19 protein-coding genes and 1 pseudogene are annotated in these 17,826 nt (G+C 71.3%); 10 read left to right on the forward strand and 10 right to left on the reverse strand.

Annotation, left to right across the window (positions count from 1 at the left end; all coding sequences use genetic code 11):
• The first annotated feature begins 74 nt into the window (after nucleotides 1-74).
• Nucleotides 75-944 (forward strand): NmrA family NAD(P)-binding protein, encoded by an 870-nt coding sequence (locus tag FYW99_RS08370; RefSeq protein ID WP_150251430.1) that lies wholly within the window; start codon nucleotides 75-77, stop codon nucleotides 942-944.
• Nucleotides 945-1,042: 98 nt separating this feature from the next.
• Nucleotides 1,043-1,606, forward strand: a complete 564-nt coding sequence (locus tag FYW99_RS08375; protein ID WP_150251432.1) for a DUF6924 domain-containing protein — start codon at nucleotides 1,043-1,045, stop codon at nucleotides 1,604-1,606.
• A gap of 70 nt (nucleotides 1,607-1,676) precedes the next feature.
• On the opposite strand, the gene FYW99_RS08380 is transcribed toward FYW99_RS08375, so the two are convergent.
• Entirely contained in the window at nucleotides 1,677-2,684 is a 1,008-nt protein-coding gene (locus FYW99_RS08380; RefSeq protein ID WP_150251434.1) for a MerR family transcriptional regulator, read from the reverse strand.
• A gap of 232 nt (nucleotides 2,685-2,916) precedes the next feature.
• Here FYW99_RS08380 and FYW99_RS08385 point away from each other — a divergent pair, with 232 nt between their 5' ends.
• Nucleotides 2,917-3,579: a hypothetical protein gene (locus FYW99_RS08385; RefSeq protein ID WP_150251436.1), complete on the forward strand. Its 663-nt coding sequence runs from the start codon at nucleotides 2,917-2,919 to the stop codon at nucleotides 3,577-3,579.
• A 103-nt stretch (nucleotides 3,580-3,682) separates the two neighbouring features.
• Here FYW99_RS08385 and FYW99_RS08390 read toward each other — a convergent pair whose 3' ends face one another.
• Both FYW99_RS08390 and FYW99_RS08395 read right to left on the reverse strand, forming a co-directional pair.
• Nucleotides 3,683-3,862, reverse strand: coding sequence for a hypothetical protein (locus FYW99_RS08390; protein ID WP_150251438.1), 180 nt, complete (start codon nucleotides 3,860-3,862; stop codon nucleotides 3,683-3,685).
• A 76-nt stretch (nucleotides 3,863-3,938) separates the two neighbouring features.
• Nucleotides 3,939-4,403 (reverse strand): Lrp/AsnC family transcriptional regulator, encoded by a 465-nt coding sequence (locus FYW99_RS08395; protein WP_043706442.1) that lies wholly within the window; start codon nucleotides 4,401-4,403, stop codon nucleotides 3,939-3,941.
• Nucleotides 4,404-4,510: 107 nt separating this feature from the next.
• Between FYW99_RS08395 and FYW99_RS08400 the strand changes: the two genes are divergently transcribed.
• Entirely contained in the window at nucleotides 4,511-4,921 is a 411-nt protein-coding gene (locus FYW99_RS08400) for a DUF2000 domain-containing protein (RefSeq protein WP_150251440.1), read from the forward strand.
• A gap of 154 nt (nucleotides 4,922-5,075) precedes the next feature.
• On the opposite strand, the gene FYW99_RS08405 is transcribed toward FYW99_RS08400, so the two are convergent.
• Nucleotides 5,076-5,633 carry a hypothetical protein gene (locus tag FYW99_RS08405; protein ID WP_150251442.1) on the reverse strand — a complete coding sequence of 186 codons (558 nt, stop codon included), beginning with the start codon at nucleotides 5,631-5,633 and terminating at the stop codon, nucleotides 5,076-5,078.
• 239 nt (nucleotides 5,634-5,872) lie between these two features.
• A complete protein-coding gene (locus tag FYW99_RS08410) occupies nucleotides 5,873-6,268 on the reverse strand; it encodes a RidA family protein (protein ID WP_150251688.1) in 396 nt (131 codons plus the stop codon).
• Nucleotides 6,269-6,405: 137 nt separating this feature from the next.
• Here FYW99_RS08410 and FYW99_RS08415 point away from each other — a divergent pair, with 137 nt between their 5' ends.
• Nucleotides 6,406-7,380: a helix-turn-helix transcriptional regulator gene (locus FYW99_RS08415; RefSeq protein WP_150251444.1), complete on the forward strand. Its 975-nt coding sequence runs from the start codon at nucleotides 6,406-6,408 to the stop codon at nucleotides 7,378-7,380.
• Between the two features lie 68 nt (nucleotides 7,381-7,448).
• Here FYW99_RS08415 and FYW99_RS08420 read toward each other — a convergent pair whose 3' ends face one another.
• Complete coding sequence (locus FYW99_RS08420; RefSeq protein WP_150251446.1) at nucleotides 7,449-9,104, reverse strand: ABC-F family ATP-binding cassette domain-containing protein; 1,656 nt, start codon at nucleotides 9,102-9,104, stop codon at nucleotides 7,449-7,451.
• 504 nt (nucleotides 9,105-9,608) lie between these two features.
• Between FYW99_RS08420 and FYW99_RS08425 the strand changes: the two genes are divergently transcribed.
• Nucleotides 9,609-10,136 carry a hypothetical protein gene (locus FYW99_RS08425; protein WP_150251447.1) on the forward strand — a complete coding sequence of 176 codons (528 nt, stop codon included), beginning with the start codon at nucleotides 9,609-9,611 and terminating at the stop codon, nucleotides 10,134-10,136.
• A gap of 225 nt (nucleotides 10,137-10,361) precedes the next feature.
• Here the strand turns inward: FYW99_RS08425 and FYW99_RS33060 are convergent.
• Nucleotides 10,362-10,631 (reverse strand): annotated as a pseudogene (locus tag FYW99_RS33060) (ABC transporter ATP-binding protein); the annotation flags it as partial.
• A gap of 447 nt (nucleotides 10,632-11,078) precedes the next feature.
• Between FYW99_RS33060 and FYW99_RS08435 the strand changes: the two are divergent.
• Nucleotides 11,079-11,462, forward strand: coding sequence for a nuclear transport factor 2 family protein (locus tag FYW99_RS08435; protein WP_150251448.1), 384 nt, complete (start codon nucleotides 11,079-11,081; stop codon nucleotides 11,460-11,462).
• Between the two features lie 349 nt (nucleotides 11,463-11,811).
• On the opposite strand, the gene FYW99_RS08440 is transcribed toward FYW99_RS08435, so the two are convergent.
• Nucleotides 11,812-12,342 carry an NUDIX hydrolase gene (locus FYW99_RS08440; RefSeq protein WP_150251450.1) on the reverse strand — a complete coding sequence of 177 codons (531 nt, stop codon included), beginning with the start codon at nucleotides 12,340-12,342 and terminating at the stop codon, nucleotides 11,812-11,814.
• Nucleotides 12,343-12,728: 386 nt separating this feature from the next.
• On the opposite strand from FYW99_RS08440, the gene FYW99_RS08445 reads away from it, so the two are divergent.
• Entirely contained in the window at nucleotides 12,729-13,265 is a 537-nt protein-coding gene (locus FYW99_RS08445; protein ID WP_150251689.1) for a hypothetical protein, read from the forward strand.
• A gap of 151 nt (nucleotides 13,266-13,416) precedes the next feature.
• Here the strand turns inward: FYW99_RS08445 and FYW99_RS08450 are convergent, their stop codons facing one another.
• A complete protein-coding gene (locus tag FYW99_RS08450; RefSeq protein WP_150251452.1) occupies nucleotides 13,417-14,178 on the reverse strand; it encodes a MerR family transcriptional regulator in 762 nt (253 codons plus the stop codon).
• 921 nt (nucleotides 14,179-15,099) lie between these two features.
• Here FYW99_RS08450 and FYW99_RS08455 point away from each other — a divergent pair.
• Both FYW99_RS08455 and FYW99_RS08460 read left to right on the forward strand, forming a co-directional pair.
• Entirely contained in the window at nucleotides 15,100-15,912 is an 813-nt protein-coding gene (locus tag FYW99_RS08455) for a thioesterase family protein (protein WP_150251454.1), read from the forward strand.
• Nucleotides 15,913-16,193: 281 nt separating this feature from the next.
• Nucleotides 16,194-16,607, forward strand: coding sequence for a hypothetical protein (locus FYW99_RS08460; RefSeq protein ID WP_150251456.1), 414 nt, complete (start codon nucleotides 16,194-16,196; stop codon nucleotides 16,605-16,607).
• A gap of 225 nt (nucleotides 16,608-16,832) precedes the next feature.
• Here the strand turns inward: FYW99_RS08460 and FYW99_RS08465 are convergent, their stop codons facing one another.
• Nucleotides 16,833-17,576: a metallophosphoesterase gene (locus tag FYW99_RS08465; protein WP_150251457.1), complete on the reverse strand. Its 744-nt coding sequence runs from the start codon at nucleotides 17,574-17,576 to the stop codon at nucleotides 16,833-16,835.
• Nucleotides 17,577-17,826 lie beyond the last annotated feature (250 nt).

Here is a 17,826-nt window from a genome sequence, read left to right on the forward strand (position 1 = left end):
GTGAGTTGTGGCCGGAAACCGACCGCTTTCCTCCCTAACGTGTGAGCACTGCCGTCGAGCACAAGGAGTCCGTGATGCGTGTCGCTGTGACCACCCCCACCGGCAACGTCGGCCGCCACGTGGTGACCGGCCTGGTCCGCGCGGGCGTGCGCCCGCGCGTGCTGATGCGCGACCCGGCCCGGTTGGACCCGGCGCTGGCCGACTGGGTCGACCCGGTCGCCGTGGACCAGGGCGACCGGGACGCGGTCCTGGCCGCGACCACGGGCGTGGACGCGCTGTACTGGGTGAACCCGCCGACCCTGGCCGCCGATCCGGTCGCCGAGTACGCCCGGATGGGTGCGCACGCCGCCCGTGCCGTCACCGCCAACGGGATCTCCCGCGTCGTCTTCCAGAGCAGCGTCGGCGCGGAGAGGCGTTCCGGGGCCGGGGAGATCGACGGGCTGGCCCGCACCGAACAGCTGCTGGAGGAGACCGGCGCGACCGTGGCGCACCTGCGGTGCGGTTTCTTCTTCAGCAACCTGCTGATGGAGCTGGACGCCATCCGCTCCGGCACAATCTCGGTGGTGCTGCCCGTGGACCACCCCATGCCCTGGGTGGCGCCGCGCGACATCGCCGACACCGCCGTGGGCCTGCTGCTCAACCCCGACCTGGCGGGCCGGACCGTGCGGGCCGTGCACGGCCCCGCCGACCTGACCTGGGAGCGGGCCGCGGCCGTGGTCACCGAGGTGACGGGGCGCCGCGTGCGCGCCCAACGCGTTCCCGACGAGCGCATGCGCGAGGTGCTCGCGGGCGCGGGCCTGGGGCCGGGCTCCGTCGAGGCGGTCATGGGCATGTCCACCGGGCTGCGTGAGGACTTCACACCGGAGCAGCCCCGCACCACCGCGACCACGACGCCGACCACCCTGGCCGCCTGGTGCCAGGACGAGCTGCGGCCCCTGCTGTGACCCCGCGTGCGCGGCGGCCCGGGAGCCCGGGCCGGGAAGCGTCACAGGGCGCTGGTACCAAAGGAGCGCCCCCGCCCCCTGACGAAGGAGTACCGCGCATGCGACCGGCCATCGACTTCGGCGACGGACACGACTTCGCCGTCGTCCGGACCCACCACGAGGACGAACGCGCCTGGCGGGCACTGGTACGGGCCCTGGAGTCGGAGTACGCCAGGTACAACCCGGACCTGTTCCGGTTCCTCGTCGTGGACGATCCCGGCTGGGCCGGCGCCACACCCGAGGAGGTCCTGGACGCCGTACGCGCCTCAGGCGCCGAGGCCGTGCTCGCCGTGTTCCTCGCCGACCGGGAGGCCCTGTCGGAGGCGGAGGGCTGGCCCCTGCTGACGGTGTACGTGCCCGCCCCCGACGAGAAGCCGCGGCCCCCGCACGAGACGCTGTTCCGTACGGGGCTGGACATGGTCTTCTACGTCGACAGCAACCTCTTCATGGGCAACACGGACGTGGCCGACTTCGCAGAGGGAGCGCACGAGGCCCCCGACGGGGTCCTGCGGTTCGCGGCCTTCTTCGGACCGGACCGACCGCAGTACCCCGACCTGGACAGCCCCCGTGCCTTCACCTTCACCCCGCGGTCACTGGAGTGGCTGTGGGAGGGTGACCGCTGACGCCGTGGTGTACCGGCTCCCGCTGGACCACCACCCGGGGTCCCGTGTCCGGTCCGGGGCGGAGCGGTGCTCAGGAATCGGTGTCCGGGGCGCGCATGGCGTCGGCGATCCAGGCGTAGGGCAGCGTGTCCTCCTCGGGCGGGGTCCCGTTGACCGCCGCCACCAGGGACAGGTACCGGCCGTGGGTGTCGTCGTGGACGGGGCCCGCGGAGGCGGCGTCCTCCTCGGCGATCTGGCGTTCCAACTCGGGGATCTGCCGGAACGCCTCTGCCTGCCGGTTGCGGCTCTCGGGGGTGACCGGGGTGTCGGACACCGCCGCGGCCGCCTCCATGAAGCGCGTGATGGCCTCCTGCGACCGGGGGGACCGGGGGGACTCGCCGTCGCGGTGCGCGGCCAGGACCTCCTCGATGAGCGGGACCCCGCTCTCGTACATGAACTCCTGGAACCGCGGGCTGGCGATGCTCCTGCCCACGTCCGTGGAGTAGGTGTCGCGCAGGTAGGTGCGGACCGCCTCGCGAAACTCCGGGTCCCGCACCAGGTCGGCCAGTTCGATCCAGGCTTCGAGCTGGGCGACCGTGGGGTCCGCGGGCAGGACCGGGCGCATCGCGCGCAGCCGGTCCACGAAGCCCTCGGGGACGTCGAGGCCCTCACCGACGTCGTTCCAGAAGTCGTCGATGACCTGTTCGCGCTCCTCGTCGGTCATCGAGACGAGCTTGTGCATCAGGTCGGCCTGCGCGGTCGTGCCGCCCTGCCTGATCAGGGTCCGCAGCACCGCCCTCCTGGCCCGCAGGGTGCGCTCCTGGCGCTCGACGACCTCCAGGTGGGTGGTGAGCAGGTCGTGCAGGGTCGTGCCGCCGTCGATCAGTCGGCGGATCTCCTCCAGGTCGGTGTCCAGTTCGCGCAGGGTGCGGACGAGTTCCAGGCGGGCGATGGTGTCGATGTCGTAGAGGCGGTGGCCCGCCTCGCTCAGGCGCGTGGGCTCGACGACTCCGGCGTCGGCGTAGAAGCGGACGGCGCTGACGCTCAGGCCGCTGCGGCGCGCGGCGTCTCCGATGGGGTACAGCTCGTGGTCGTGCATGGGAGCCACTGTGGTACCTCAAGCCGCTTGAGATGCAAGCCGTTGAACGCCCGGATCCGTGCCGGGTGCGGGACGGGGCCGGTCCCGCGTCCCGGCGCCGCATGACATCTGTCATGCCCGACCCGTGCGGACCGCACAGGGAACACATGACCCGGGACACTCCGTCACAGACCCGCTCCGGTCTAGGTTCGAAGCACGGAACGGCGGACCACGAGACGGCAGGGAGCCCGAGATGTTCGAGGAACGGCGTCGGCGTCGGGCCGTGCGACGGGTCGGGCCCGGGAACGGACGTCCGCTGAAGCCCTTCCGCTGGTGGCAGCAGACGTCCCGTGCACTGTTCCACCTCGCACTGGGCGACGCCGACGGTCGGCGGACGGTCTACGCCGTCCACGTCAACCACACGCAGCGGTTCTTCTCGGAAGACGGCAAGGGCAGGGCCCACCTGTACCTCGACGGCAGGCACCACGCCGAGTCCGGGCTCCCCGCCGTCTTTCCCGTCCGGGGCGGGGTGATCGAGGTGGCGGCGACGGCCTTCGGTCTCAGGCGCTGCCACTACGTCACCGACGAGGGGACCGAGCACCAGCTCGTCCCGGACCCACGCTCCGGGGAGGGGCGCCGCGCGCGATTGGACCGCGAGCACCCCGTACTGAGCCGCTGGATCGGTGTCCTCTCGCTGCTCCTGCTCGTCGTCCCCGCGCTTTTGCTCATCCCCCAGCTCGCCGAGGTGGTCTTCCAGGTGCCTCCCGTGGCCGAGCGCTTCGGGATGTTCACCTCGCCCGTTCACCTGCCCGTGTGGCTCAACACCGCGCTCACGCTCGGCGCCGCGGCGGCCAGCACGGAGCGCGCGCTGCGCCTGCGCTACAACTGGCTGCTGGACTCCGCGGCCCAGGGGTGAGGGCGGACGCCCGGCCAGCGGTTCGGACCGGGCGTCACCGCCGTCGTGGGGTGCGACGGCCCCGTCGGGGGCCGAAGGCCGGGTGCGCAGTCCCGGGCGACGGCTATTCGCCCTTGTCGGTGGTCTTCTTGCCGCTGGCCACGCCGAAGGCGACGCCCATGCACAGGCCCATCGCCACACCGAGCGCGAGGTTGTCCATGAGCAGGCCGAAGGAGGTGCCGAAGCAGACGCCGAGCGCCAGCCCCAGTGCGAGGTGGTTGTTCTTGTCCTTGTCCTTGTTCATGCGTCCCCTTTGTGGCCGTGTGTCGGTTCTTGGACGCGGGGGCGCCGTCCGCGGTTCCCCGTGGGAGGGCTCCGGCTCACTGCGGTGGCTCCAGGGGCGCGGCGACGTGCTTGCGGGCGCTGTCGTAGATGATCTGGCTGCGGAAGCTGGTCACCTCGCGGCGCTGGGTGAGCCGGTCGATGAGGAAGCTGTGCAGCGCGTCCAGGGAGGGCACGGACACGTGCACCAGGAAGTCCTGCTCCCCCGCCACGACGTAGACCGCCAGCACCTCGGGCAGGGCGAACATCGCGCCCTTGAAGCCCTCGATGACCTGGCGGCTGGGCGGGCGCAGCTGCACCGACACGAAGGCCTCCACCTCCCGGTTGAGCGCGGCCGGGTCGATGTCGGCGTGGTAGCCCCGGATGACCCCGCGCCGGTGCAGCAGGCGCACGCGCTCCAGGCAGGTGGAGGGTGCCACGCCGAGCTTGTGCGCGAGTGCGCGGTTGGTCTGTCGCGCGTCCTGCTGGAGTTCGCGCACGATCGCCGAATCAAGTTCGTCCATGACCTCCACGGTAGTCCTCTGGGCGAATAGTATTCGGAGTCAGGGCCATGAGTGCACTCGTATGGCTAGGTTCTGCACCGTTCGCAAGCCATATGAACGGGGTAATCATGGGGATGTCCACCAAGATCGTCGTCGTCCTGCGCGAGGGCCTGGAGCCAGCGCTCGCCGCCAACGCGGGGGTGGTGCTCGGCCTGGCGCTGGGCGGACGGATGGAGAACTCGCTGGCCGCCGACGGCAAGGACGCGGGCGGCGGCCTGCACGCCGGACTCAACCCGCACCCGGTGCCGACCCTGGTGGCCTCCGCGGAGCAGCTGCACGTGCTCAAGGCCGGGGCCGACGAGCGCGACCTGACGGTGGTGGGCTTCAACGAGGTGGCCCGCCGCTCCCGCGACTACGTGGAGTACCTGGACGCCCTCGCGGCCACCGAGTCCCAGGACGTGGAGTACGTGGGGGTGGCCGTCTTCGGGGCGCGCAACGCCGTCAACAAGCTCACCAAGAAGCTGGCGCTGATGCGCTGAGGCCGGTGCTTGCGGTGCGCTGGGGCGCGGGTGGGGGAACCCGCGCCCCAGCGCCCTGCCGGGGGAGGGACCTGTTCTCCCTCGGCCGTGCGGCGGAGAGGAGAGGGGTGCGCGGTGGGTCGGGCGCCGCCGGAAGGGGCGCTTCCTGGAGCGTTCACGCGCCTCCGGTGAGCTCCTCCAACTCCTGGTAGGAGGACACGGTGCGCAGCTGCCGCTCGGTGAGGCGGTTGATCCGGGCCTTGGCCGCCCGCGCCCGCGCCCCGGTCGGCAGGAGGCCCCGGTGGATCTCGGGCAGACCCAGTTCCCATCCGCACACCGCCGTGGCCGGATAGCGGTACCACTGGCGCACGACCACCGAGCCGACCCGGATCGCGTGTTCGTTGCCCGGGGGAACGTTCGGGCGGTCGGGTTCCCGGCCCAGGTAGCGGTGTCCGTCGGCCAGGTCGCAGGGCCCGCAGCCCGGTTCTCCCGAGCCCAGTGCCCGCCCGCACTCGGGGCACACCAGGCGGTCCATGGCCGCGTCCACCACCCGCCAGGAGAACTGGCCGGGGTCGGAGAGCACGAGTTCGGCCAGATGGCGTTCCGCGTCGCTGTCCGGTTCGGCGTCCCACTCGGCGCACGCCTCAGCCCAGGCGCGGTCGGTCTCCGCGCGGATGAGGCGCATGGTCTCGGCCAGTTCCGGGGTGCGCCAGCCGTCGCGGGTGGGTGCCATACCCCGGACGCTAACCTGCTCGGACCCTCGCGTGCCACGGGTTTTGCCGGTCCTCCCCCCGGTCGGCGCCCGCGCCCACACCCGCCGAACCGGTCGGCACCGCTGGCGGGAACCGTGTTCGGGGCCGAAGGTGTTCACACGCGCCCCGTGTCGCTGCCGTCCCTGCGCTCCAGAAACCGCCCGCCTCCGCCGCCCGCGCCGGTTCGACCAGTACGGGCAGCGGAGGCGGTGAGGTCACATCACGCGACGGCGGTTCCCTCCAGTTCGACCATCAGGGTGGGGATCGCCAGCCGTGTCACCCCGAGCATCGTGGTGGTCGGCGCGACCCCGGCCGCGCCCAACCGCGACGCCAGCACGCCGTAGTGCTGGAAGAGCAGGTCGACGTCGGTGGTGTAGACGTTGAGCCGGACCAGGTTCACGAGGGACATCCCAGCCTCGCCTAGGACGGCCTCCAGGTTCTCCAGGCTCAGCGCCAACTGCGCCGCCATGTCGCCGGGGTGCCGGGGCTCGCCTTCGCCGCTCATCGCGGTCTGCCCGGAGCAGTACAGGGTCCGGGCGTTCCCGGACACGATCTCGCCCTGGTTGTACCCCATCCCCACCGACCACGTCCACGGGTTGACCACCGTTCGCTCCATCGCCACATCAGCTCCGTTCGGTTCATCGACAGGCACGTACGTCCATCGGCTCGGCGGCCGTATTCTTCGACGTCGTGCTGACAAGCCTCCCGGCAAATCACGACATCCTGTGTCATGTATTCCGGTAGGTTCTTCGTATGCGAGCTGACCGGCTGGTCTCACTGGTTCTGCTGCTGCGCCAGCACGGTCGGCTGTCCGCGGCCACGCTGGCCCGCGAGCTGGAGGTGTCCACACGCACCGTGCTGCGCGACATCGAGGCGCTGTCCGGGGCCGGTGTCCCGGTCTACGCCGAACGTGGTCGGCACGGCGGTTTCGCGTTGCTGCCCGGTTTCCAGACGGAGCTGACCGGCCTGAACCACGATGAGGCGCTCGCCCTGCTGGTCGCCGGATCACGGCGGGGCGCGCAGGCGTTCGGTCTCGGGGCGGCGCTGGCCTCGGCCATGCGCAAGGTGGTCGACGCGTTGCCCGAAGGCGATCGGGCCACCGCGGCCGGTGCGGCCCAGCGGTTGCTCATCGACCCGGAGACCGATCTGCTCTCGCGTCGACCGGCCGTCGAGGAGGTGCCCGACACCGTGGTGGCCGCGATCCGGCGGGCGGTGTTCGACGGGCACAGGCTGCGCATCCGCTACGCGGCTGTGGACCAGGACCCGAAGTGGCGCACCGTGGACCCGGTCGGTCTGGTCACCGTGCGCGACCGGGGCTACCTGCTGGCCACCAGGTCCGGCCAGGACCGCACCTACAAGCTGTCCCGGGTCCTGGAAGCCGAAAAACTCCCCGAACCCGCACAGCGGCCGGAGCGGGTCGACCTGGACCGGGTCTGGCAGGAGCGCAGCACGCGGTTCCGGACCGGCGGCGACCAGGTCACCGTGCTGGTGCGGGCGGCCCCGGAGCGGCGGGAGGACCTGGTGGGTACGGCGCTGGCCGTCCGCGCCGAGGAAGTCGACGCGGACGGCTGGCTGCGGCTGGAGCTGGCCTTCCAGGACGCGAGGCACGCCGAATGGGCGCTGTGGCAGCTCGCCACGGACGCGGAGGCCCTGGACCCGCAGTGGCTGCGCGCCTGCCTGCGCGACCGGGCCGTCGCGATCGCCGCCCGCTACGGAATGCCGTTCTGATCGGCCGACCCGCCGTGGAGGACCCGGCCCAACCCCGCCGGGCCCTCCCGTCACGTCGACCGACCGGATCAGCCGCCGTGTGCGGCCGACTGGCCGACCAGATCGGACGCGGACGCCCGCGGGGCCAGGGTGAGCCGGTCCCACGAGGCGACGTCGCGCTGGAGCTGCCGGTCGTGGGTGGCGAGCACCACCGCCGCCCCGGTGGCGCCGAGGCCCTCGGTGAGCTCGTCGACGAGGGCGATCGAGAGGTGGTTCGTCGGCTCGTCCAGCAGCAGCACGTGCGGCCGGGACGCCAGCGCCAGGGCCAGGTCGAGCCTGCGCTGCTGTCCCATGGACAACTCACGCAACGGCTTGTTGACGTCCGCCGACGAGAGCAGCCCGAGAGAGCTCAGCGAGACCGTCTCGCTCTCCCTGAGCACGCCCTTGCTGACGAGTCGTCCCAGGTGGGCGGTGAACACCTCCCGAGCACGGCGTGTCCCTGCCCGCGGTGACTCCTGGGTCAGCAGTTGCACCCGTGCGGTGCGCGCGGTGCGCACACCGCCGCCGGTCGGTTCGATCCGCCCGGCGAGTACCGACAGCAGCGTCGACTTGCCCGCCCCGTTGGCCCCGGTGACCACCAGCCGCGAACCGGAGTCGAGGGCCAGGGTGACCGGCTGGTCCAGCCGCCCCGCGACGGTGACCTCGTCGGCCCTGACCAGGGTCACGCCGGGCAGCGCCGCCAGTTCCGGCATCCGGAACCGCAGCGGGGGCGGCGGCGTGGTGACCGCGTGCGCCTCCAGGTCCTCGCGCCGACGGTGGACGGAGCGCACGAGTCCGGGCGCGCGGGTCGCCCGCTGGTGCTTGCCGGTGCCCTTGTCGGGCCGCCAGCCGCTGACCAGCCGGTTCCGCGCCTCGGACAGGTCCTGGGTGAGGCGGGCGTGCTCGGCCCGCTGCTGCTCGTACTCGGCGGCCCAGCGTTCGCGCTCGGCGCGCCGCCCCTCCTGGTACCCGGCGAACCCGCCGCCGTACACGCGGGGCCCGCCGTCGCGGCTCGGGTCGAGGTCGAGCGTCGTCGTGGCCACGTCCGAGAGCAGGGCGCGGTCGTGGCTGACGAGCACCACACCGTTGCCGTGCCCGCGCAGTTGGGCGGTCAGGAAGTCGAGCCCGGCGGCGTCGAGGTGGTTCGTGGGCTCGTCCAGCAGAAGGAAGTCGTGCGAGGCGCCCAGCAGGCAGGCCAGCCGGACGCGGTAGCGCTGGCCCACCGACAGCTCCGCCAGCGGCCGGGACCGGTCGGTGACGGCGCCCAGGTTCTCCAGGGCGAGGTCGACGCGCCGGTCGGCGTCCCAGGCGTCGAGCACCTCGGCGGCCCGGGGATCGTCCTCGGCCAGTCCCTCGGCGCTGGCGTCGAGCGCGGCCAGGGCCGCGCGGGCGTCGGCGAGTTCGACGTCGACCAGGTCCCCGACGGTGCGGCCGCCGGTCGCCCGCATCTCCTGTTCGGCGACGCCGAGGGTGCCGATGCGCCGCACGGTCCCGGAGTCGGGTTCGAGCGCACCGGCGAGGATGTGCAGCAGCGTGGACTTGCCGCGGCCGTTCTCGCCCACGACTCCCCAGCGGGATCGCGGTGTGACGGTCATGTCGACGCCGCAGAGGACCGTGCGGCCGCCGCGGTCGATGTGGACGCCGTTGGCGGTCAGTTGCGCCCGCTCACCGGCGGGCAGCACGAGTTTGGGGTTGAGGGTGGTCACTGTTCCTCCGAACAGAGCTCCGCCCGGCGCGGTGGCGTCGGGGTGTGCGGGAGCTCTTCGAGCTGACGGGAAGACCCGGAAGCGGGTCGGTGTACACGTCGGGCACCCGCGGCCACGCGGAGGTGGGGCGGGCGCTCAGGCTCGGATCAGAGGTACAGAGGCAGATGCACGGTTTCACGGTAGCAACCGGTCGGCGCGAACGGAAAGGATGTACGGGAAGCTTGTGTCCCGCGGCCGCGGTTCGCCACAGCGGTCCCACATGTTACGGATCCGGGCGCTGAAAACCGCGGATAAGGGCATGTGAGCAGGAATTCCAGGTGTTGTTGACCGCCTTACCAGTCGGGCAGACCATACTGTCCGCAGTGTGGCGACATGTCCTTCTTTGCTGTCAAAGATGGGCCTGAACAGCTGGAATGCCAGGTGGGTGCGCGTGATGACCGAATCCTTCGTGCGGGCATGCGTCCGACACGGGAAACGCCCGTCACGAAGAGAAAGGACGTGCTCATGCCTGTTCCCGCTGAGGAGATGGGATTCCTGTCCGAGGAGGAGTGGGGAAAGCTGGCCAGGGCGCTCGAAGCCAACCCCGAGCGCCTCAAGGCCCAGTACGCCGAGGCTGTCGCCGCGCACCTGCGCGACCCCCAGCCGGTGGTGCTGAAGGAGCAGCGCAACGCCCCGGCCCCGTCCAACGCCCACGCCTTCGACTTCAGCAAGACCTTCGAGGCGACCATCGTCCCGGGTGTGCTGACTCTGCGGGTCGTGGTCTCGGCCTCGACCGGCGAGAACTGGTCCGCCCACGTCAAGGTCAGTGCGGTGGTCTTCGGTACGGAGCTGGGCAGCGCCGAGGCCAACCTCTCGGCGGTCAACTCCTACGTCGAGATCCACCCCAGCGTCCTGCTGGCCAAGGCCGATCTGAGGATCGGTTTCTCCGGTGAGCGGCTGTGCTTCTTCGTGCAGGGGCAGGCCTGCTACTGGGCTCTGAGCTGGCACTGCACCTCGGTGGACGCCCACAACCTGTTCTGCCTGCGCTCCTGAGGTCGGGGCCAGGACCGGGGAGGCGCAGGTGCCCCTGCACTTCTCCGGTTCGGACCCCGTCGTGGAGACACCCTTCCCGCGCCGGTCGCCGTGTCGACGGTCAGGACGGGAGGACAGCGGCCTCCGCGTGACGCCGAACCGACGTCGTGCGGGGGCCGCCGTGTGTCCGTGCGGCGGCGGAGGCCCTCACTCCCGGCCGGTGGCGTACAGGTACAGCAGCGCGTTCATCGAGGTGCCGCTCACCAGCTGACGCCGCCTGATCAGTTCGGGGAGCCGGTCCAGCGCCACCCACTCCACGCGCTCGGCCTCCCAGGCGTCGAGCACCTCGGCGGCGTTCAGGGCCGCGCGGGCGTCGGCGAGTTCGACGTCGACCAGGTCCCCGACGGTGCGGCCGCCGGTCGCCCGCATCTCCTGTTCGGCGACGCCGAGGGTGCCGATGCGCCGCACGGTCCCGGAGTCGGGTTCGAGCGCACCGGCGAGGATGTGCAGCAGCGTGCGAACAGAGCTCCGCCCGGCGCGGTGGCGTCGGGGTGTGCGGGAGCTCTTCGAGCTGACGGAAAGACCCGGAAGCGGGTCGGTGTACACGTCGGGCACCCGCGGCCACGCGGAGGTGGGACGGGCGCTCAGGCTCGGATCAGAGGTACAGAGGAAGATGCGCGAGGTCACCGTAGCAACCGGGTCAGCGCGAACGGAAAGGATGTACCGCGGGCGCCCGTTCCGCGTCCCGCATGGCGGCGCTGTCCGGGGCTTCGCCGTCCAGCGGATGGCCGCAGAGCTCCGCGACCGCGGGGCCTGCCCCGTCCTCCGTGCCCGGCTCTTCGGGGAAACGCCGGCTGGAAGAAGACGGGTTCCTGGAGGGCGACGACGCTCCTGTGTAAACGTCAGACCGTCCTGGTAGGACTTTCCGTTCGACCTTGTGTACCGCAGAGGGAGCAGAAGACCGTGGCCGCTGCCAGCCAGTCCACCAACAAGCGAACAGTCGAGCGCTACATCGACGGGTTCAACAAGTCCGACCACGAGCAGATCCTGTCGTGCCTGACCGACGACATCGAGTGGACCGTGTTCGGCCACTACCGGATCACCGGCAAGGAAGCCTACGACGCCAACATCGAGGGACCCGACCCGGTCGGCGTTCCCCCGAAGGTGACGATCACGAGGATGGTCGAGGAGGACGACGTCGTCATGGCGGAGATGACCCTCGAAGCGCTCCAGAAGGACGGCAGCGTGATGCGCGCCGCGATGGGTGAGGTGTTCGTGATGCGCGAAGGCCTGATCCGCGAGCGCCGGGCCTACGTCGTGCCGCTGGTCGAGAACGACTACAAGTGAGGGATCGCCGCGTCGGTGGTCAGCCCGCGTCCGCCCCGCGGTAGCGGGGTGCGGCCCCGGGTTCGCGCACCAGGGGATGAAGGCACTCCACAGCTATGCCCACATGCAGGACCACGCTCCGCCGCCGGGTTCCGAGGGCCTCTAACCCCGGGCCCGGCCGGAGGTCGCGCAGCGGCTCCCCGCGGCTGCGGGAGAAGCGGCCCGTGATGTCGATGGCGCCGCAGTGACGACACAGCGCTGACCGGTACGGAAGCAAAAAAGGGAGTGCGCTCTGTGGCCGCGCTCCCCCACGGTTCCGGGAAGGCCGCACGCGGTGCGGCGCACGGGGGGGCGCTACCGGTGCGCCCCCTCACTCCCGGCCGGTGGCGTACAGGTACAGCAGTGCGTTCATCGAGGTGCCGCTCACCAGCTGACGCCGCCTGATCAGTTCGGGGAGCCGGTCCAGCGCCACCCATTCCACGCGCTCGGCCTCCCAGGCGTCCTGGGGCTCGCCGACCCTCTCCGCCGTGTCGGCGACGAAGATGTGGTGCTCGCTGTCGGTCAGCCCGCTGGAGGGCTGGACGTAGACCAGTGGGCGCAGCGCTCCCGGCCGCCACCCGGTCTCCTCCAGTACCTCGCGCGCGGCCGCCCGTTCGGGGCTCTCCCCCGGGTGCACGCCGCCCATGGGGATCTCGTATCCCCAGGTGTCGGTGATGAACCGGTGCCGCCACAGCAGCAGCGCCCGGCCCTGTCCGTCGAGCACCACGGCACCGGCGCCGGGCGGTCGGCGGATGAGCCGGTGGTCGAACCGGTGCCCGTCGGGCAGTTCGACGTCCGCGGCCCGCACGTCGATCCACGGATCGGTGTACAGGGGCTTCTCGGAGTGGACGGTCCAGCGCACGGGCGGCCCTTTCCGTTGGCGGGGAGCGGAACCACCAGAATCCCATGTCCCCGCGTTCGCGCATCCTCGTCGGTTCGTGCGGCCGGGACGGCTGGCCGCGCTGCCTCTCGCGACCACCCTGCTTGGTCGCCGTGAGCGCGGCGGGACTACGCGGGTTTCCCTGTCCGGCGGCCGGTGTGGTCCGGGCGCGCTCGGACCGGACTGTTGCCACGGTCACGTTCGCTCTGGTCCCGCCGCTGGCGGCGCACCGACGATGCGCGAAACCGGGCCCACGCCGCCTGACCAGGGGGTTGCCTGGACTTGGTGTTGCCTTTCCCACTCGCCCCAAGTGGTTTCAAACACTTTCCAAAGCCCTGACCAGCGCATACGTTGCACGGGTGAACTTTATGCGATCGATACCCAAGCTGACGTTTACCGCGACCTCCAGCCTGCTCATCACTGGCGGGCTCCTCCTGGCCGGACCGGGCGCCGCCGCCGCGGACACGGCCTCGGACAAGGAGCTCGCTGCCACCCTCAACGACAAGCTGAACGACGACATGGCCGGTCACATGACCGAGGAGCACGTCGAGAACGCCCGTGCGATGGTCGAGGCGGCGCAGGAGCGCGACCTGGACGAGGACGCCGCCGCCATCGCGATCGCCACCTCCATCGTCGAGACCCACCTGGACAACCTCGACTGGGGCGACCGTGACAGCGTCGGCCTGTTCCAGCAGCGCGACCACTACGGCTCGCAGGAGGACCGACTCGACCCCACCTGGGCCACCAACGCCTTCTTCGACGAGCTCGAGCGCGTCCACCCCGACGGCAGCTGGGACGACGACCCCATGGGCCAGGTCGCCCAGGACGTCCAGCGCTCGGCCTACCCCGACCGGTACCAGCACCAGGTCGACGACGCCCAGACCATCGTGGACCACCTCTGGTAACAGACCGTTCCTGAACAGACAGGGGAGCGTGCGAACCCCGCTCTCGCATGCTCATCCGGCGGAGGCCGGTGACCGGACACCCGGTCACCGGCCTCCGCCGTTTCCGGCCTCCGCGCCGGGCTCTCGGGCCCCGCGCGTGCGCGGGGCCGTTTCACGCCTCCTGGCGGGCGGCGTTGGCGGCGAAGGCCTCGCGCAGGTACACGCTCAGCCCCTCGGCGTGGGCGTCGACGGTGGCGGTGAAGCGCTCGTCGTCCACGTACAGCTGCCCCAGTCCCCGGTGGACACAGGTGGTGCAGTCGTAGAACCAGCGGGTGATGTGGGCGCGGTGCCGCTCGGCCAGGTCCATCACGGCGGGGCTGTCGGGCGCCTGCCCGTCGTTCATGGCCCCGGCCAGGGCCAGGTAGATCTCCTCGCCCTCGGCGTTGATCCGCTCCCAGTCGGCCTTGGTGTAGGAGCTCGCCCTGCGCTGGGACTGGGTGTAGGCCTCGCTGCCGCCCCAGCGCCGGCGGGCCTCCTCGGAGTGGGCGTCCACGTCGAAGTCGCCGAAGAGTTCGAGGCGTTCGGCGGCGGTCAGGTTGAGTCGCATGGTGTCGGCCTCCATCAGGCGTTCGATGCCGTGCGCCATCGTGCGCAGGCGTTCGATGCGTTCGGTCACCAGCCGGTGCTGACGGGCCAGATGCGCGCGGGTGTCGGCGGCGGGGTCGTCGAGCAGGACGGCGATCCGGTCCAGGCCGAAACCCAGTTCCCGGTAGGTCAGGATCTGCCGGAGCCGTTCCATGTCCCCGTCGCTGTAGCTGCGGTATCCCGACGGGGTGCGTCCGGCGGGAACGAGCAGTCCGATCCGGTCGTAGTGGTGCAGGGTCCGGACGGTCTGTCCGCTCATCCGGGCGACCTCGCCGACGGTGTGTCCCATCTGTCCTGGTGCTTCCTCGCTGGTGGTGACGTGTGCCCGAAGTTAGGGCCTGACGCCGCGTCAGGGTCAACCGCTTTCCTTGGCCGTGATCGCCAAGGGAGGTCTGTGGTGGTCCTCCGTTGGCTCTCCCCGGCACGAACGCGGTCCAGGCGGTGTCCGAATCCGCTCCGACGTCCCCCGCGTGCCGAAGCGCGCACTCTCGGGTGAGACGTCGCTGGGGCCGCCGCATGGGATTTCCAGGACGGTGTGAGAACACGGCGCCTGGTGGCGTCCGGGCTCTCCTTCGTCGACGTCGGCTCTACCTGGGGTCGAGACCACGGACGAAATTTGTTGTCGGGCCATGACAGATCGGTGAAAGCCGTGTCCGGCTTCCTGCAAGAAACGTGAAGGGCCTCGCTGCCACGATCACTATGCCTCTCCGGCCGACGAGGGGCGTGGGCGGACCCGTGACCCCACAGAACTGGAGACTCCCCCTGCGCATCAGGAAAGCCCTCCTCGCCACCACGCTGGCCGGCCTCATGGCGACCGGCCTGTTCGCGACCGCCAACCCCGCCTCCGCCGCCACGACGACCGCCGCGGCCCCCGCCGGGGACTCGGTGTCGGCCCAGGCCTACCGCGTCACTGCCTGGAGCAACGGGCGCACCCCGGTGCGCTCCGCACCACGCAACACCAGCAGCCAGATCAGTCACGTCGTGGCCCCCACTCCTACAACGCCGAGTGCTGGGGGCGCTACCAGGAGACCACCTGTCTCGGCTACGCCAGCGACGTGTGGATCCGGCTCCGGTTGAACTCCGGCGGCGTCGGCTGGGTCACCGCGATCGCCTTCAACGGCGACTACAAGGCCAACCTGCCCGGTGGCGCCCTGCCCTGATCGCGCCTCCGCGTCCTCCGCCTGGTCCTACTCATCGGTAACATATGGGCATGAGCCCTGACCACACCGCCGATGACTTCCGGTTCGACCGGGACACCCGTGTCGAGAAGCTGGCCGACGGCGAGTTCGCCGCCACCCTCACCGACGCCTGGACCACCTTCACCTCCCACCCCAACGGGGGCTACGTCCTGGGCGCCGCCCTCAACGCGCTGCGCCAGAACCTGAGCCAGCCCGACCCCCTGGCCGTCTCGGCGTTCTTCCTGCGCCCCGCGGCCCCCGGCGCGGCCACCGCGAGCACCGAGGTGGTGCGCGAGGGACGCCGCACCGCCACCGGCCAGGTCCGCCTGGAGCAGGGCGGCAAGGAGATCGTGCGCGCCACCGCCACCTACGGCGATCTGTCCCCCGACCCCTCGGCCCGGGTCCTGACCCTGGACGAGCCCCCGCGCCTGCCCGCCCCCGAGGACTGCCCGGTCCCGCCCGAGTTCGACAACCCCGAGGGCCTGGGCATCGCGCGCAGCGTCGAGTACCGCTACCCCGGGCGTCCGGGCTGGCTGGACGGACGCAAGGACGGCCGCCCGCACGCCGAGTTCTGGATGCGCTTCGCCGACGGGCGCGAGCCCGACACCCACGCGCTGGCCTCGATGGTGGACTTCGCTCCCCCGGCCGTGCTGGAGATCGGCGAGTTCGCCACGATCACCGTCGAGCTGAGCGTGCACGTGCGTGCCAGGCCCGCCCCGGGGTGGCTGGCCTGCCGGGTGTTCACCAAGCACGTCTCCGGCGGCCTGCACGAGGAGGACATGGAGATCTGGGACGGCACGGGCACACTGGTCGCCCAGTGCCGCCAGCTGGCCATGCTCCTGTAGCCGCCGTTCCCCATGCGGTGGAGGGCCCGCGAGGACCCGACGAGGCACGAAAGCCCCCGCGCGACGTCTGAGTTCCACCGGTCGTTGGGCGGGGGCTTTTCGCTGCCTTTTTCGGTTTCCCTTCATGCACTTGTGTCACGGGGCGAGTTGGCGTGTTTTTCGACTTCGAGGCCGCCCGAAATTTATTCATAAGAGACATGGAAGGTCGCGCCGCAAATATGGGAACTGCGCAGTGAATTCGGCTGCCCATCGATGAACGCGCAGTGAAAGGAAAACAAACAATGCCACGCAGGTCGATGAAAACTCTCGGGACCCTGGCGGCCGCCGCGGTGCTCACCGTCGGCGTCGGCCTCCCGGCCGCGCACGCCGACTCCGGTATCCGTGTCGTGTACGGGGGCGGTGAGAACGACGGTGCCTCCAACGAGGAGTGCGCCGGGCAGTGGCTCCACGCCACGAACCAGTTCCGCCTGCAGGACCGGGACCTGGCCGACGACGACTGGTGCTACATCGACTACCGGTTCGAGGGCAGGGACAACACCGGGCGGTACTCGATCCCGCAGGACCAGAGCAGCGGGTGGTACTACTCGAACACGATCGACAATCCCGGCGCGGTACCGCGCATCGAGTTCAAGGTCTGCCAGGAGCGCCAGAACGACCCTGACCTGTGCCTGAACTGGCGCACGTACAGGACCTGATTCTCCGCGGCCGGAAACCGCCACTGACCAGCCGGGCGCCGGGTGTTCGGTGAGTGCCAGAAGGGCTGCGGAGTGACCACGGCGGCTCCCGCGCGACAGAAGTGTCGCGCGGGAGCCGTGTTCGCCACCTGCTTCTCGTCAGCGCGATTCTCGGTGCCGACGGGAGCACCGGATTCGGCGGGACCGGTGGCCGGGCCGCCGGCCCCCACCTCTCCCGCGCCCGGGTCAGACCACCGCGCGGAAGTGCGTGGTCAGGCGCTGGTCCTCGTCCAGGATGTGGAAGGCCACCCCCGGGGGCTGGTCGCGGTTGGCCGCGGGCTCGCCCTCCCAGGGCATGCGCAGCGTCCACGTCACGCCGGGCGCCAGCAGCAGGGGCCGCCCGGCGAAGGTGGTCGCCCCGCCGGTGTGGGCGTGCCCGACCAGGATCCCCGCCACCCGGGGGTGGGCCCGCAGCAGCCCGGCCAGGTCGTCGGCGTTGTCCAGCCGCATGGAGTCGGGCAGCGGGTGGTGGACCCGCACGGGCGGGTGGTGCAGGGCCAGCAGGGCGGGCCGGTCGTCGGGAAGGGCGCCCAGCGTCTCGTTGATCCACACCAGGGTGGCCGTGTCCAGGTGGCCGCCGTCCTTGCCCGGAACCGTCGAGTCGCAGGCCAGCACCGCCGCACCGCCCACCTCGTGCACCTGGTTGAACGGTGCGGTGGACGGCTCCCGGCCCAGCAGCGACCCGCGCATCCGCTCGCGGTCGTCGTGGTTGCCGGGGCAGACCAGCACGGGGAAGGGCAGGTCCAGCAGCCGGGCCGCCTCGCGGTACTCCTCGGCGCTGGCGTGGTCGGCGATGTCGCCGGTGACCAGGAGCGCGTCCGGTGCCTGGGCGAGGCCGCGCAGGTACTCCACGGTCCGGGCGGCGCGCCCGGTGGTGCGGTCGGTCCCGTCCAGGTGCAGGTCGCTGATGTGGGCGAGCAGGAGCGTCATGGCCGTCCTTCGTCGGTCGCGGGTGCGTCACGCCCTCCGGGACCGCGCGGACCTGCCGGTCCTGCCGCTGGGAGGGCGCACGGAACCCGTGTGGCCGGGACCCCTCGGCTTCCGCTCCGCGCCCGCCCCAGGCCGTTGACCGGCCGTTTCCCGTCGGGTGAGACGAGGCTATTGCGCACGCTGCGGGCGGGACAGGGTGGTTGTCCACCCGCGATCGGCGGCCGCGGTCCCGGACGGAAACCGGGGCGAC

Source organism: Nocardiopsis deserti, from assembly GCF_008638355.1.
Lineage (GTDB): Bacteria > Actinomycetota > Actinomycetes > Streptosporangiales > Streptosporangiaceae > Nocardiopsis > Nocardiopsis alborubida.

Bases quoted from the DNA above. Each gene is read 5' to 3' on its own strand.
- FYW99_RS08385 (WP_150251436.1), top strand. From the start codon at position 2,917: ATGTTCGAGGAACGGCGTCGGCGTCGGGCCGTGCGACGGGTCGGGCCC.
- FYW99_RS08395 (WP_043706442.1), bottom strand. From the start codon at position 4,403: ATGGACGAACTTGATTCGGCGATCGTGCGCGAACTCCAGCAGGACGCG.
- FYW99_RS08405 (WP_150251442.1), bottom strand. From the start codon at position 5,633: ATGGCACCCACCCGCGACGGCTGGCGCACCCCGGAACTGGCCGAGACC.
- FYW99_RS08445 (WP_150251689.1), top strand. From the start codon at position 12,729: ATGCGATCGATACCCAAGCTGACGTTTACCGCGACCTCCAGCCTGCTC.
- FYW99_RS08460 (WP_150251456.1), top strand. From the start codon at position 16,194: ATGCCACGCAGGTCGATGAAAACTCTCGGGACCCTGGCGGCCGCCGCG.
- FYW99_RS08400 (WP_150251440.1), top strand. From the start codon at position 4,511: ATGGGGATGTCCACCAAGATCGTCGTCGTCCTGCGCGAGGGCCTGGAG.
- FYW99_RS08450 (WP_150251452.1), bottom strand. From the start codon at position 14,178: ATGGGACACACCGTCGGCGAGGTCGCCCGGATGAGCGGACAGACCGTC.
- FYW99_RS08370 (WP_150251430.1), top strand. From the start codon at position 75: ATGCGTGTCGCTGTGACCACCCCCACCGGCAACGTCGGCCGCCACGTG.
- FYW99_RS08375 (WP_150251432.1), top strand. From the start codon at position 1,043: ATGCGACCGGCCATCGACTTCGGCGACGGACACGACTTCGCCGTCGTC.
- FYW99_RS08455 (WP_150251454.1), top strand. From the start codon at position 15,100: ATGAGCCCTGACCACACCGCCGATGACTTCCGGTTCGACCGGGACACC.
- FYW99_RS08465 (WP_150251457.1), bottom strand. From the start codon at position 17,576: ATGACGCTCCTGCTCGCCCACATCAGCGACCTGCACCTGGACGGGACC.
- FYW99_RS08410 (WP_150251688.1), bottom strand. From the start codon at position 6,268: ATGGAGCGAACGGTGGTCAACCCGTGGACGTGGTCGGTGGGGATGGGG.
- FYW99_RS08425 (WP_150251447.1), top strand. From the start codon at position 9,609: ATGCCTGTTCCCGCTGAGGAGATGGGATTCCTGTCCGAGGAGGAGTGG.
- FYW99_RS08380 (WP_150251434.1), bottom strand. From the start codon at position 2,684: ATGCACGACCACGAGCTGTACCCCATCGGAGACGCCGCGCGCCGCAGC.
- FYW99_RS08415 (WP_150251444.1), top strand. From the start codon at position 6,406: ATGCGAGCTGACCGGCTGGTCTCACTGGTTCTGCTGCTGCGCCAGCAC.
- FYW99_RS08390 (WP_150251438.1), bottom strand. From the start codon at position 3,862: ATGAACAAGGACAAGGACAAGAACAACCACCTCGCACTGGGGCTGGCG.